Below are 12,619 nucleotides of genomic sequence, written 5' to 3' on the forward strand. Positions count from 1 at the left end.
GTCGATGGCGCTCCGATCGAATCTTCGTTCATGGGTGGCATCCTCTCATGTGACCGTCGATCATTCGACTTCAGAAGCTGACGAGGAGCTGTGGTGCAGGCATTGGACGATCTCAGGGTGATCGAGATGGGGCAGCTGTTGGCCGGCCCCTTCTGCGGCCAGCTCCTCGCAGACTTCGGCGCGGACGTGATCAAGATCGAACCGCCAGGAACCGGTGATCCGATGCGCGAGTGGGGCCGGGAGAAGGCGGGGGGTCGGTCGCTCTGGTGGCCGGTCGTCGCCCGCGGGAAGCGCTCGCTCACGCTGAACCTCCGCGACGAGCAGGGCCAGCAGGTCGTGCGCGACCTGATCTCCGAGGCCGACATCCTCGTGGAGAACTTCCGTCCCGGAACGCTCGAGAAGTGGAACCTTGCACCCGAGGATCTGCAGCGGATCAACCCGCGACTGATCGTCGTGCGCGTTTCCGGATACGGGCAGACCGGACCGTATGCGAGCCGCCCCGGCTACGGCGCGATCGGCGAGGCGATGGGCGGGATCCGCGCGGTGATCGGTGAGCCCGACCGTGCTCCGTCGCGAGCAGGGATCAGCCTCGGCGACACGCTCGCAGCGACGTTCGCGTGCATCGGCGCGCTCACGGCGCTCCACACCCGCGAGCGCACTGGACGAGGACAGATCGTCGACTCGGCGTTGTACGAAGCGGTGCTCGGCGTGATGGAATCGTTGATCCCGGAGTACACGATCGCCGACTACATCCGGCCGCGCACGGGGTCGATCCTGCCCAACGTCGCGCCCGCGAACGCCTACCCGACCCGCGACGGCCGGGAGCATCTCATCTCGGGCAACCAGGACACGGTCTGGAAGCGTCTCGCCACCGCGATGGGAAAGCCGGAGTGGGGCGACGACGAGCGATTCTCCACTCACACCGCGCGAGGACAGAACCAGTCGATGCTCGACGGGTTGATCGCTGACTGGTCGGTGACGCTAAATGCCGACGACCTCGAAGCGGTGCTCAACGAGCATTCGGTGCCGAACGGCAAGATCTACACGGCACCCGACATGCTCGCCGACGCCCACTTCAAGGCGCGCGAGGCGATCGTCAACCTCGTCCACCCGCAACTCGGCGACTTCCCGATGCAGAACGTCGTCCCCAAGCTCAGTGACACGCCGGGGGAGATCCGCTGGGTCGGGCCGGAGTTGGGCGAACACACCGACGAGGTGCTCAGCGCGACCCTCGGGTACGACGCGGAGCGCGTGGCCGCACTCCGCGAGGCCGGGGTCGTCTGATCCCCGACCACGCTCGAACGAGGGGATGATCGTCACAACCGCCCGACGCGGTCGGTCGGTATCGTTGAACCGGTGGACCGTGACATGCGGTTCTCCCGACGAGGGGCGCACCGTACCGGTAGGAACGACGGGCGCAGGAGGAATCGTCATGGCCTGGATCATCTTGATCATCGCCGGTCTCTTCGAAGTCGCCTGGGCGAGTCTGCTCGGTGAGACCAAGGGCTTCACCCGTCTCGTACCGACCCTCGGCTTTCTCGCCACCCTGGGCACGAGCATGTACCTGCTGAGCGTCGCCACACGGACGATCCCGATCGGCACGGGGTACGCGGTGTGGGTCGGCATCGGTGCGGTCGGAGCGTTCCTGGTCGGCACGCTGATCAGAGGTGACGAGACCAACCCGGCGCAGGTCATCGCGGTCGGTGCGTTGGTCGTCTCGATCATTGCGGTCAAAGCGACCGCTGCCTGACGGTCTCATCTGTCCGGACGCAGCACGACGGACGTCGGGCGCCTCCTTCGACGGCGCCCGACGCGATCGACGGCGTTCATCAACCGACCGAGCGAGTCGGCAAAGATATGAGCAATGCAGATCGCGTCCGAGAGTTCGCCAGCCGCGGGCTCGAAGCGCTGGCGCCGTTTTGGTCGCCGACTTCGCCACCTCCTGCTCGGTGACGGTCGGATCATTCCGCTCTCGGTGGCGCACGGATTGTCGGGATCGGCCGACGCGTTCGTCACCGTCAGCCTCGCCGGATCGTTGTTCTTCAACATCAGTCCGGATGCATCTCGGCGTCAGGTGTTGCTGTACCTCCTCGTGACGATGGCGCCGCTCGCAGTGTTGGCCCCGCTCGTCGGCCCCGCCGTCGACCGGTTCAGGCGGTCGCAACGGTTCGTCGCTGCGATCTTCTACGTGCTGCGAGCGGCGAGCTGCATGGCGATGGTCAGCTTCCTGCTCGACTTGACGTTCTATCCACTGGCGCTCATCCTGCTGATCTCGAGCAAGGCATCCGGCGTGGTCAAGCAGACTCTGGTGCAGCAGCTCGTCGAGGACCCTGACGAACTCGTGGCGACGAACGCGCGACTCGCGCGCTTCGCCAGTATCACGGCAGCCGTGGGTGCGATTGCTGCAGCCGCCCTGCTGTCGGTCGGCGGACCGACTGGGACGCTGAGCGTCGGCGCCCTGTTGTTCGCGCTCGCCGCACTCGTCGTGCTGCGAGTCCGTACTCCGAACCGGGGCGCCGTCGCGACCGACGACGTCGAATATGCCGAGACTCACCTTCCCGTGGTCTTCGTCGGGTCGGTCGGCATGGTGGCGATCCGTGCCGCCGTCGGGTTCTTCTTGTTCACGCTCGCGTTCACGCTGCGGCGCGAGAGCCAGCCGGCGCTCATCTACGGCCTCGCGGCGGCGTGCTACGGACTCGGGGCGTTTGCCGGCCACACCGTGGTCGGCCTGCTTCGCCGGCGGTTCAGCGAACAGCAGTTGATCGGGGTGGCGATCGCGGCACCGGCGGCGTTCACGGCGGTCGGGATCCTCGGTGTCTCCACACCGCTGCTCCTCGTGATCGCAGCGTTCGTCGGCCTGTCCACGACGCTCGGTCGCAATGCGTTCGACAGTCTGTTGCAACGCCGGGCGCCCGAGGCGTTGCTCGGCCGCGCCGGAGCGCGGTACGAGACGCGTTTCCAGCTCGCGTGGGTGTTCGGCGGGTTGATCGCGACGCCGATCTCTCTCGCTCCCGAGGTGAGCATGATGATCTTGACGGCGATCTATCTGCCAGGTCTCGCTGTGTTCGGTCGAGCGCTCCGCGACGCGCGCAAGTTCGAGGAGGCGTCGGTCGATGCGCTGGCCGGCGCCCGACAGCGCGTCATGCTGGCACACCGCGCGTTGGATGCGGGGCAGTACCGCACCGTCATCATCGACGCTTCCGCCGCTGCGGACCTGGCCCAAGCAGTGCACGGACCATTCGTGGACGAGGATCGGGAGCGCCGCACTCTGCTCGACGAGTTGCGACGAGCAGCGATCGACCCGGAGCACGCCGTGACGGGCGATGACGCGAGTCGGGCGCTCGATGCCGTGAGCGGGTTGTTCGACGGAGAGCTCCAGGCGCGTGCGTCGTAGGGACGTCAGGTCGGGATTTCGGCGGCGACACTTGCCGATTTCACGGTGGTCCGATCACCGGCCACGGTGACTTCGAGGAGCCAGGCTTCATCATCGTCGATCGATCGATAGCGCACGATGCGGGCCTCGACGGTCGCCGCATCGGGTTGGAAGTCGTCGAGCACGATCAGCACACCGTCGTCCTTCACCGGCTCGTTGTCGAGGCTCTCGTCGATCGCATCGCGGCCGTCATCGGCGAAACGGATCACCGCAGCGTCGCCGATCTCGGCCACGACGTCGGCCTGGACGCGCACGTCGATCGTTCCACCGGAGCCGGAGGCGAGGTAGATCACCGGCGCCTCGACGTTTCCGTCGTCGTCGATGACCGGTTCGAGTTGATCGATCTCCCATCGGACGATGCTCGTGAAGGCATCGGCGGCCGCCACCGTCGTCTGCTCGGGTTCCGGGTCGGACGAGCATCCGACGAGCGCGACCGCGAGCACTGCACATGCTGCTCGAGCGAAGGACACCGGCCCTCTTCTGCGCCCGCTGTTGCAGATCGATCCCACCGGGCCACGCTAGAGCAGATCGCTGCCCGGGGCGGTAGTTGCCCGCGGCCGGCCACCCGCGACGGCGCGTCCGGTGCTCGACGGCTGATCCCGCCGGTACCGGACGCAACCCGCACCGTTCGTCGCAGTGGTCAGTCCACGGTGAGCTCGGTGACCATGCCGGCGGTGAAGTGGGGAGGGCCACCGGCGACGCCTTCGGGCTTGCCGCCGTCGGCCGCGGCAACGGCGGCCATGTACTCGTCCGGGTCGGCACCGAGTGGGATGAAGCACATGAGGACGTATCGACCGGGTTCGGTCAGTGTCCCATCGCCGACGGCCAGTATTGCCTCCGGTGCCCCCGGCGGCTGCAGCATCACGGTGACCGGTTCGCCGAGCGTCGAATCCAGCTCCGCCGGCGGTCGGGTGAGCAACTCATCGAGAGGGGCGTCGGTGTCGAGCCTGAACGCGACAAGTTCGTGCAGTTCGTTCGCTGAACGGTTGCGAAACCCGACTCGGGTGCCGGCCGGTACCGACCCGGGCACGTTCTCGAAGCCGTAGTCGACGCCGTCGATGGTGACGGTCGTGGCTTCGTGATCTCCCGTGGATGTGTGCTCGGGGGGTCGTTCGGTCGCCGGAGCGGGGGTGTCGGCTCCGGCATCGTCGCCGCAGGCGGCGCCGATCAACCCGAGAAGGCCGAGACATGCGGCGGTGGCGAGTCGTCGACTGATGCGGTGCATGGCGATTCTCCCTGATCTCGGACGGTTCACGACTCGAGCCCGGCGGCCATCGACTGGATGGCGGTGACGATCTCGTCGAGGACGAGCTGGTTCGGCTGCGGCGGGACCGGGGTGGTGGGTACTCGGCGCAGCATCTCGCACGCTCGGTCGATCTGGCTCGGGCCGACGGTCGGGCCGTGGCAGCTGGCGATCGTGGTCGGCGCGAGCCGCTCGATCACTGCGCATGCCTCGTGGAATCGCTGCGGGTCGACCATGGACACCCACGGGCTGTTCCAGGCCTGGAATGTCTGAAAGCCTTCTGCCCAGGCGTCCGGGTCGAGCTCGTCGACGAATGCGGTCGGTCCGAGCACCGGGCTGGCGTAGCAGTCCGAGGCCCAGTACACGCCGGTCTTCGGGTCGAAGAGACCTCGGGTCGTCGGCGAGTCGTAGAGCGGCGGTCGGATGGCGGCCACGGTGCGATCCCCGACGTCCAGCGTCTCGCCGTCGTTCAACCAGCGCCAGCGCATCGGGGGCACGTCGAGACGGTCGACCCCGATGCGATCGCACAGGAACCAGCTGGCGACGAGCGTCGCATTCGGGCACGCGTCCATCACCTCGTGCACGTTGCCGTAGTGGTCGATGTCGTCGTGGCTGAGGAACACCCAGCGGACATCACCGGGATCGACGAGGCCGAACAGATCGTCGAGGTAGCGGGCTCGGTTGAGCGGGGTGCCGGTGTCGACGACGATCGGCTCGGCGCCGCGGATCAGCATCGAGTTCATGTGTACGGCGCCGGGTGCTCCGGGCGGGGAGTAGGTGTCGTGGATCACGAAGGTCTCGGGAGCGATCTCGATCGGAGCGAGCCGTTCGGTGGTCGGATCGGACCGAGTGGAAGTGGAAGTGGAAGTGGAAGTTGGAGTGGAAGTGGAGGTGGATTCGGTGAGTGTCATGAACCCATCGTCCGGACTCGCGCCAGCGGTCGCCATCCCGCATCGCCACGGACCTTGCGACGGTCGCCTGCGGGTGTGAGGAACTCCCAGCGATCTGGGATGGCGCCCGGCTCGCGAAAGGAAGAGAATGAAGCGATGCTCAGTGCGCTCACGGCGGAACGGGTCCGTCGAGATGTCGAGGTCGTCGCCGCCGCGGGGCTCGACCTCTCGACCTTCCTCGCCGAGATCGACGAGTCCGTCCGCCGTGTGTTGCGCCCGACCGCGACCTGTGTCGCCACCCTCGATCCGACGACATCGCTGCTCACCAGCACCTACAAGTTCGGTGACCTCTACGGCAACGACGAGCACGACCTCGAGTGGGGACTGATCGAGTACGGCGGTGACGAGGCGACCTCGTTTCTCGACGTCGCGGCAACCCCGGGGCGGGCCGTCGGCCTGCACATCGTGACCGGGGGCGACCTCGACCGCTCGACTCGGCTCCGCGACTGCATCAAACCGCACTACGGCTACGGCGACGAGTTGCGTCTGATGGCATGCGTCGACGGTCGCATGTGGGGTGCGCTCGCGTTCTTCCGAGACCCCGACGACGACCCGTTCGACGAGGCGGACGTCGAGTTCGCGTCGACGCTGTCGACCATGCTCGCGAACGGCTTCCGCCTCGGTCTGCTCAGCAGCGTGGCATCCCGGCCGTCGGATCGCGTCCTGAGTGGACCGGCCGTGATCATCGTCGATGCGCACGACCGGATGGACCAGATCAGCGTCGGAGCCGAGGAGCGCCTCCGCCAGGTGATGGTCAGCGATCACTGCGCCAGCCCGATCGGAACGATCGCGGCGCTCGTCGCGAGCGCTCGACGTTTCGCCCAGGGGCGGTCGTCGACGGTGCCGCGTGGTCGGCTGCGGTTGCACGACGGCACCTGGGTGGTGCTTCAGGCATCGCCGATGGCCGCTCACGACGGGGTGACCGGCAACGTGGTGATCACGATCGAAGACGCCCGTCCGCCCGAGATCATTCCCCTCGTCGTGGAGGCGTTCGGTCTGACCGTCCGCGAACGCGACGTGACGCAACTCGTCCTCCAGGGTCTCGAGACGAAGGACATCGCAGCGACGCTCCACGTCTCGGCGTACACGGTGCAGGACCACCTCAAGTCGATCTTCGCCAAGGCAGACGTCCGCAGTCGACGCGAGTTGATGGGGAAGATCTTCTTCGATCAGTATCAACCTCGGTTCGGTCAGGAGATCGCCCCGAGCGGCTGGTTCCATCCCACCGCGTGACGCGCTCACGGTGTCGGTCGCCTGGCTCGACGTTGCGTCGCTCGTCCATCGCGGCCATGAACCGATCGGCAACACCTCTCGCGACACATCCACTACGGTGCGGCGGGTCAGGACACGTGCCGTCGCCTGCTCAGCGGTGAGACAGCGCGGCTTGACCATCACCGCGTGGAGGCTGGATGGCCCTCGTCAGAACAATCGGACTGGATCACGTCGTGCTGCGCTGCGCGGACATCGAAGCGTCGCTCGCGTTCTATGTCGACGTGCTCGGGCTCGAACCGGAACGGGTCGAGTCGTGGCGTCGCGGAGACGTCCCGTTCCCGTCGGTGAGGATCACGCCGACCACGATCATCGACCTGTTCGACGGCCCGGGCGATGGCGCCAACGTCGACCACATCTGCCTCGAGATCGAACCGACCGACCTCGACGACCTCGCCGTCTCGTTCCCCGAGTCACGACGAGGTGACCACCTCTTCGGCGCCCGGGGTCTCGCGTCGAGCCTCTACGTTCACGATCCCGACGGCAACACGATCGAACTTCGCAGCTACGGCCGCTAGCCGCATGGAGCGTGTCGAGCGACGTTGATCGACACGCGAGACGAGACGCGCCGGAACGGCGACGTCTCAGGGGCCGACTGGTCGGCTCTCTCAGCTCGTGGGTTGCGGGGATTAGCCTCGCCAAGCGTGACGCACGTCGACCGACAGCACGACGTGCAGTGACTGCTGAAACCGCTCATCACCCCTCAGGGCCACTCGTCCTGGCATTCTCGCTTGCGGGCATCGCTGGGTTCATCGATGCGCACCTCTTCTTGTACGTGACCAACGTCTTCGTCGCGAACATGAGTGGCAACATGGTCAGAGTCGGGATCTTCGGTGGATCGGGTGACTGGTCCATCGCTGCAGGATCGCTCGCAGCGCTCTTCGCCTTTGCGACGGGCGTTGTCGTCGCCATCGCACACCATGACCGGCGGCTTCAGCAGAACAAGACGGTTCGACCCGACGAACTCCTCGTCGTCGAAGCGCTGCTCACGCTCTCGCTCCCCATGATCGTGATCGTCTGCGACGTCGAGTTCTCGAACCAAGCCAGCCCCGTCCACTATCTCGTGATCGGCGTCGGAGCGCTCGCGATGGGTCTCCAGGCCTCGTCGCTGAGACGGGTCGGCAGCATCGCCGTCGCGACCACCTACGGAACCGGCACCATCGTCCGGATCGGCGAAAAGGTGGCGCTCGGCCTCCGTGGCGCCGAACGAACATCTGTCGGTCGGCGCTCCGCCACGGTCATCGTGCTCGTTGGTGTTCTGGCCTGCTACGTGGGGGGCGCCGCCGCAGCTTCTGCGCTCGGATCGGCCCCGCTGCTCCTCCTCATCCCGTCAGCGATTCTCCTGGCCTTCGTCGTCTACATCCGCTCGAGTCCTGGGTTTCGCGCCGCCTACGCCGAATCCCGAACCCGGCGTGCCGAGCGCCGGACGACCGACTACTGAACCGGTCCTGCTCGGCGAGAAGAACAACGCGTGACGAGGCGTCCCGCGCGCTGGATCTCACCTCAGAGATGCGTCTGTGTCGCGGGGCCTCAGCGTGCTTGATCGGGAAGCGCAGCGACGACGGCAATGTCATCGGCGGTGGCCCCGGATCCGTATGCGGATATGTAGAGGCCGCGGTGTCCGCAGCCGGCGTCGAGCGCATAGACGATGGCCTCGTCGTCAGGATTGCTGTCGCCTTCGAAACGGACGATCGCGTCGATGGTCATCTCGGCGGGGTCGTGGCTCGTTCCACACTTCCCGCATACGAGGCGCCTGTCGTGCGACCGGTAGTCCTCGACGTAGCCGGCGAGCGAAAGACGAGTCGTTGCCTGGCTCAGCGTCTCCATCGCGTCACCGTCGGTCATGTCTCGAACCGTAGCGCGCCCACGCATGGAGCTGTTCGAGAAGGTTGGGTGCGCAGCGGCCATCGCACCGCGTGAACCTGCCGACCCCACGTCGATGATCGGGACTGATCGACGTGGCACGCGTCGGCGTGAGCCAGGCCAGTGAATTCGAGCGGTAGCACGCGTGGTCGTGGTGAACCGATCTGATTGCATGCCGGTGCGACGTCAGCCCGGGGCCACGACGCGGTTCGTGTTCAGCGCAGTGAGAACGGCGGGTACTGGTCGGTGGTCAACAAGAACGCATACGCGGTGACGCGCAGTCCCCATCGCCCGACGCCCACCACATAGTCGAACAGGCCGCGCGGGTACCGGCCGGTGATCAGAATGGCGAACCATGCAACGATCACGACGAAGAAGGCACCGATTCCCATGAAGAAGAGCACGATGTAGTGGGGGATGGCGAGGAACCACTTCACGAGTGGGAGCCAACGGTTCAGGTCCTGCTCGACGTTCGGGTAGGTGATGTCCAACGTGACGTCTTGATGCTCGACGGTCGACGGGTAGGTGTCGGTCAACAGCACCAGGTATGCGCCGACGCGGGCGCTGAATCGGGTCAGTTCGAGTGCGAAATCGAACCACCAGCGGGGGTATCGCTTTCTGAACAAGATCATCAGCAGCGTCGCGCCGAACAAGGCGCTGCCGACCCCGGCCGAGGTCGTGGTCACCCACTCTCCTCCCGCGGTCTGGGTGACCTGGGTCCCGCCGCCGGACAGGACGCCGATCACGATCGCGATCGGAATGATCAGAATGATGCGAAACGCGGTCGTCACGCGGTTGAGCTCCATCGGATACGCGACATCGAGCTGTGCCGGGTACCCAGATCCCGGCCGCCCGGCATTTGACGGTTCGGCGGATGCCGGTGGTGTTTCGTCGTTGTTTGTCATGGCCAACCCTTCGTTCCGCCGCGGAGCCTACTCAACGCGCCGACCTGGAGTATCGGACGGGTGGATCAGAAGCGGCGACGGTTGTCGCGCTCGTGAGGCGCCAACCGGCCGTCGAGCGGAGCGCGCCACCCGCGCGTTGTGCGATTCGCTCCATCACATCGGCGAGCGTCGGGGATCGTGCGACGAGAGGTCGTTGGTGAGGTACTGCTTGAGGGACTGTCCTGCTGGTTCGGCGCGTTGTTGCAGGCTCGCATGAACGTCCGCGACTTGGGAGCGTCTTGGGCATTGTTGGCGTCGGTTCCCCAGCCCAACGCCGGCATCGCGCCGATGCTGATGGTCCGGCCAGAGCGTGGTCGCTCGTTGTGCGTCAACGGCACCTATTGGAACTCTGGTGATCTCCTCCAGGTCGCCCGACGGATCGGCGCTGCCGTGATGGAGCAACCGTGTGCACCCGCGGAGGTCCAGCGGATGCTTCCGGGGGCCCTGCCGCTGATGTCTCGGCGACCGGTGCTCTGGGCGTTCGGGGTCGTGATCGGCGTGCTCCTGGCACCGACCGTCGCGTTGACCGTCGCCGTCCTCGTGCTCGGCTGAACCGCGGCGACTCGTACAACGTCGGGTTCGGCATGTGACCGACGATCGACGGCGCACGATGAACCGAACCGAGGAGCCGGGTGTCGTGCCATTTCACTGCTCGTCGGGGATTGCCAGGCGCTCCCTTGTCGAGTTCCGGGGTCGGCAGGCACAATGTCGGCCGGATGAACGATCGAGTCGTTGGTTGGGCGTTCATCGGCTGTGCAGTGATCGTCGTTGTGGCCCAGATCGCTCGAACGAGCCAGGGGTACTCCGAGACGCTGTACGAGTGGCCTGTTGTGCTCTTCATCGCCGCCTTGTTTCTCCTCATCGGCATCGCCAACTTGGGAATGGAGACTTCTCGCCGGCTGACGGCCGCGGTCTTGGCAGGCTGCGGCCTTTTCTACCTCGGCGTCGGTGTCGCAGCCCTGGTTTCACCGGACGCCATGACCGTCACGTCGTCGAGACTCGGTCCGACGACGGCGGGAGCGGCACGAGTGGCCGGAGTCGTCCTGGTCGTCGCAGGGTCGGCGCTCCAGGTCGGTGCCTGGCGAGTGGGCCGTCGCAACACGGCTTCCAGACAGGGTTCGGAGCGCTGACGCTCCACATCCCCCACCTCGCACGCGTCATCGGCTGGGGTTGGCTCGGCGAGCGTCCCATTCGGCGACACGTTGCGTGTCTTCGTAGGTCTCCCAGCGCACCAGCCGTCCCCAACGGATCTCCTGGAACAAAATCGCGCGGTTCGCATACGCATCGCCCTGGCCGCTCGGTCCTGAGATGAAGTCGCGCACCCGCACTGCGATCCGTGTGTTCCATGGTGGTCCATTGACAAGGATGTCCTCGATCTCGAACTGGATCCCTTCGGCAACAAAACGCTCAGCAAACGCGACCGCCTCATCAATCCCGAGATGAGTGGCGTGTCGCTCCCGACTCAGAACTTGGGGACGAAACATTGTCGACCAGGAATGCACCCCGGGAAACGCCAGCTCGAAGTCCGGACTCGCCATCTTCAGCATCAGCGAGAAATCACCAGCGTTCAGTCGCTTCACGCTGTGACGCAGGAGGGCTCGAATCGTCGCTTTGTACACGGTGCACCTTCCAAGTGATCGTCGTAGAACGATCACTCTAGAACATTCGCTCTACAGGACGTGAAACGTCGCTCTACACTTCGGAACATGGTGACGACACGGGACAGGATCATCGTCGCCACCAACGAACTGTTCCGCCGCTACGGCTACAACGGCACATCGCTCAGTCAGATCTCCGAGGCCGCCGAGGCAACGACCGGCTCGATCTACCACTTCTTCCCCGGAGGCAAAGAAGCCCTCGGCGTTGCGGTCATTGACACCACCGGCGCCGTGTACCGGGAGCTCTTCGAATCGATCGCAGCCGAGCATCCCGACCCGGTCGACGCATTCGAGAACTTCTTCGACAGCGCCGCCGATGTGCTCGAGGAATCCGACTTCGTCGACCCGTGCCCCATCGGCACGATCGCTCGCGAAGTCGCCAACACCAGCGAACCACTCCGGCGAGCGGCCGAGCGAGCATTCAGCTCCTGGATCGCATCCGCCGAGAACTACCTCATCAACTCTGACATCGATCCCGACGCAGCTGACGACCTCGCCACAATGTTCGTCGCCACCGTCGAGGGCGGCTTCGTCCTGAGCCGAACACTTCGCTGCACGGATCCCCTGAGGGCCATCGCCCTGCACGTCGTCGCCGCCGTCTCCGCCGCACCCCGAACCACTCACGCCACGCTGGCTGAATAGCTCAGACCACCCCTGCTCAACGTGCCGATGCCGCGCGGTGGACGCGCTCGCACACCACGTTGGGACCAGCGGGTGATGATCCGAACGCACATGAGCGAGCATGGGATTGCGACGGCCGACAGCGGCTGATCAACGCATGGGTGGAACACGAAGCGTTGATGCTGCTCGACATCCAGACCAGACTCAGCCCCTCGGCACTCGGCCGATGCGGCCGGCGTACTTCTGGGCGACCAGGCGGCGTCGACGCCGACGTGTCGACGGTGACGCTGCATCACCCATGAAGAATCTCGCTGCTCACGAACCTGTCCTTCCCGTCGACCGACCCCGCCCAGGGCGTGCGAAGCACCGACGATCGACCACCGACGGTTGGTTGTCGTAGGGTTTGGCCATGTCGGACGTCGTTCGTATCGAGATTGGCACGTCGATCTTCGAAGGCGAGATGATCGTCAAGGAAGCACAGGCGGCCGGGATACGCGCAGAACTCGTTCGCAACGAGTGACCGACGTCGCGCCGACAAAGTTGGCGGAGGCGCGTTTGTCGGGTTCGCGACCGGGGCACGCTGGATTCGAGGACGCACCACGCGGAGCGGGCGAGAAGTTTCGCAGGAGGTTCCGATG

At 65.8% G+C, this 12,619-nt stretch carries 15 protein-coding genes; 9 read left to right on the forward strand and 6 right to left on the reverse strand.

Annotated features, from left to right (window positions below):
* The first annotated feature begins 90 nt into the window (after window positions 1-90).
* The 3 genes from WBV89_RS08310 to WBV89_RS08320 all read left to right on the forward strand — a co-directional run bounded on the left by WBV89_RS08310 (window position 91) and on the right by WBV89_RS08320 (window position 3,394).
* Entirely contained in the window at window positions 91-1,284 is a 1,194-nt protein-coding gene (locus WBV89_RS08310) for a CaiB/BaiF CoA transferase family protein (RefSeq protein ID WP_423980865.1), read from the forward strand.
* 148 nt (window positions 1,285-1,432) lie between these two features.
* Window positions 1,433-1,750 carry a DMT family transporter gene (locus tag WBV89_RS08315; protein ID WP_423980866.1) on the forward strand — a complete coding sequence of 106 codons (318 nt, stop codon included), beginning with the start codon at window positions 1,433-1,435 and terminating at the stop codon, window positions 1,748-1,750.
* Window positions 1,751-1,864: 114 nt separating this feature from the next.
* Window positions 1,865-3,394, forward strand: a complete 1,530-nt coding sequence (locus WBV89_RS08320; protein WP_423980867.1) for an MFS transporter — start codon at window positions 1,865-1,867, stop codon at window positions 3,392-3,394.
* Between the two features lie 5 nt (window positions 3,395-3,399).
* Here WBV89_RS08320 and WBV89_RS08325 read toward each other — a convergent pair whose 3' ends face one another.
* From WBV89_RS08325 to WBV89_RS08335, 3 genes are all read right to left on the reverse strand, one after another.
* Window positions 3,400-3,903 carry a hypothetical protein gene (locus WBV89_RS08325; RefSeq protein ID WP_423980868.1) on the reverse strand — a complete coding sequence of 168 codons (504 nt, stop codon included), beginning with the start codon at window positions 3,901-3,903 and terminating at the stop codon, window positions 3,400-3,402.
* A gap of 170 nt (window positions 3,904-4,073) precedes the next feature.
* Window positions 4,074-4,658 (reverse strand): hypothetical protein, encoded by a 585-nt coding sequence (locus WBV89_RS08330; RefSeq protein ID WP_423980869.1) that lies wholly within the window; start codon window positions 4,656-4,658, stop codon window positions 4,074-4,076.
* A 26-nt stretch (window positions 4,659-4,684) separates the two neighbouring features.
* On the reverse strand, window positions 4,685-5,587 hold the full coding sequence (locus tag WBV89_RS08335; RefSeq protein ID WP_423980870.1) for an MBL fold metallo-hydrolase: 903 nt from the start codon (window positions 5,585-5,587) through the stop codon (window positions 4,685-4,687).
* A gap of 135 nt (window positions 5,588-5,722) precedes the next feature.
* Here WBV89_RS08335 and WBV89_RS08340 point away from each other — a divergent pair, with 135 nt between their 5' ends.
* From WBV89_RS08340 to WBV89_RS08350, 3 genes are all read left to right on the forward strand, one after another.
* Window positions 5,723-6,859, forward strand: coding sequence for a helix-turn-helix transcriptional regulator (locus WBV89_RS08340; protein ID WP_423980871.1), 1,137 nt, complete (start codon window positions 5,723-5,725; stop codon window positions 6,857-6,859).
* Between the two features lie 176 nt (window positions 6,860-7,035).
* Complete coding sequence (locus WBV89_RS08345) at window positions 7,036-7,413, forward strand: VOC family protein (protein WP_423980872.1); 378 nt, start codon at window positions 7,036-7,038, stop codon at window positions 7,411-7,413.
* 158 nt (window positions 7,414-7,571) lie between these two features.
* Window positions 7,572-8,336: a YoaK family protein gene (locus tag WBV89_RS08350; RefSeq protein ID WP_423980873.1), complete on the forward strand. Its 765-nt coding sequence runs from the start codon at window positions 7,572-7,574 to the stop codon at window positions 8,334-8,336.
* Between the two features lie 89 nt (window positions 8,337-8,425).
* Here WBV89_RS08350 and WBV89_RS08355 read toward each other — a convergent pair whose 3' ends face one another.
* Together WBV89_RS08355 and WBV89_RS08360 are read right to left on the reverse strand one after the other, a co-directional pair.
* Window positions 8,426-8,740, reverse strand: coding sequence for a hypothetical protein (locus tag WBV89_RS08355; protein ID WP_423980874.1), 315 nt, complete (start codon window positions 8,738-8,740; stop codon window positions 8,426-8,428).
* A gap of 233 nt (window positions 8,741-8,973) precedes the next feature.
* Complete coding sequence (locus WBV89_RS08360) at window positions 8,974-9,564, reverse strand: DUF4389 domain-containing protein (protein WP_423980879.1); 591 nt, start codon at window positions 9,562-9,564, stop codon at window positions 8,974-8,976.
* A gap of 351 nt (window positions 9,565-9,915) precedes the next feature.
* On the opposite strand from WBV89_RS08360, the gene WBV89_RS08365 reads away from it, so the two are divergent.
* Both WBV89_RS08365 and WBV89_RS08370 read left to right on the forward strand, forming a co-directional pair.
* Complete coding sequence (locus WBV89_RS08365) at window positions 9,916-10,254, forward strand: hypothetical protein (RefSeq protein WP_423980875.1); 339 nt, start codon at window positions 9,916-9,918, stop codon at window positions 10,252-10,254.
* Between the two features lie 164 nt (window positions 10,255-10,418).
* Window positions 10,419-10,832 carry a hypothetical protein gene (locus tag WBV89_RS08370; RefSeq protein ID WP_423980876.1) on the forward strand — a complete coding sequence of 138 codons (414 nt, stop codon included), beginning with the start codon at window positions 10,419-10,421 and terminating at the stop codon, window positions 10,830-10,832.
* Between the two features lie 27 nt (window positions 10,833-10,859).
* Here the strand turns inward: WBV89_RS08370 and WBV89_RS08375 are convergent, their stop codons facing one another.
* Window positions 10,860-11,321 (reverse strand): nuclear transport factor 2 family protein, encoded by a 462-nt coding sequence (locus WBV89_RS08375; RefSeq protein WP_423980877.1) that lies wholly within the window; start codon window positions 11,319-11,321, stop codon window positions 10,860-10,862.
* 87 nt (window positions 11,322-11,408) lie between these two features.
* Between WBV89_RS08375 and WBV89_RS08380 the strand changes: the two genes are divergently transcribed.
* A complete protein-coding gene (locus WBV89_RS08380) occupies window positions 11,409-12,002 on the forward strand; it encodes a TetR/AcrR family transcriptional regulator (RefSeq protein ID WP_423980878.1) in 594 nt (197 codons plus the stop codon).
* Window positions 12,003-12,619: the final 617 nt, after the last annotated feature.

This window comes from Ilumatobacter sp. (assembly GCF_049588435.1).
Taxonomy (GTDB): Bacteria; Actinomycetota; Acidimicrobiia; order Acidimicrobiales; family Ilumatobacteraceae; genus Ilumatobacter_A.

Coding starts and splice junctions, on each gene's coding strand:
- WBV89_RS08315 (WP_423980866.1), top strand. CDS start 1,433: ATGGCCTGGATCATCTTGATCATCGCCGGTCTCTTCGAAGTCGCCTGG.
- WBV89_RS08320 (WP_423980867.1), top strand. CDS start 1,865: ATGCAGATCGCGTCCGAGAGTTCGCCAGCCGCGGGCTCGAAGCGCTGG.
- WBV89_RS08330 (WP_423980869.1), bottom strand. CDS start 4,658: ATGCACCGCATCAGTCGACGACTCGCCACCGCCGCATGTCTCGGCCTT.
- WBV89_RS08335 (WP_423980870.1), bottom strand. CDS start 5,587: ATGACACTCACCGAATCCACCTCCACTTCCACTCCAACTTCCACTTCC.
- WBV89_RS08340 (WP_423980871.1), top strand. CDS start 5,723: ATGCTCAGTGCGCTCACGGCGGAACGGGTCCGTCGAGATGTCGAGGTC.
- WBV89_RS08345 (WP_423980872.1), top strand. CDS start 7,036: ATGGCCCTCGTCAGAACAATCGGACTGGATCACGTCGTGCTGCGCTGC.
- WBV89_RS08355 (WP_423980874.1), bottom strand. CDS start 8,740: ATGACCGACGGTGACGCGATGGAGACGCTGAGCCAGGCAACGACTCGT.
- WBV89_RS08360 (WP_423980879.1), bottom strand. CDS start 9,564: ATGGAGCTCAACCGCGTGACGACCGCGTTTCGCATCATTCTGATCATT.
- WBV89_RS08365 (WP_423980875.1), top strand. CDS start 9,916: ATGAACGTCCGCGACTTGGGAGCGTCTTGGGCATTGTTGGCGTCGGTT.
- WBV89_RS08370 (WP_423980876.1), top strand. CDS start 10,419: ATGAACGATCGAGTCGTTGGTTGGGCGTTCATCGGCTGTGCAGTGATC.
- WBV89_RS08380 (WP_423980878.1), top strand. CDS start 11,409: ATGGTGACGACACGGGACAGGATCATCGTCGCCACCAACGAACTGTTC.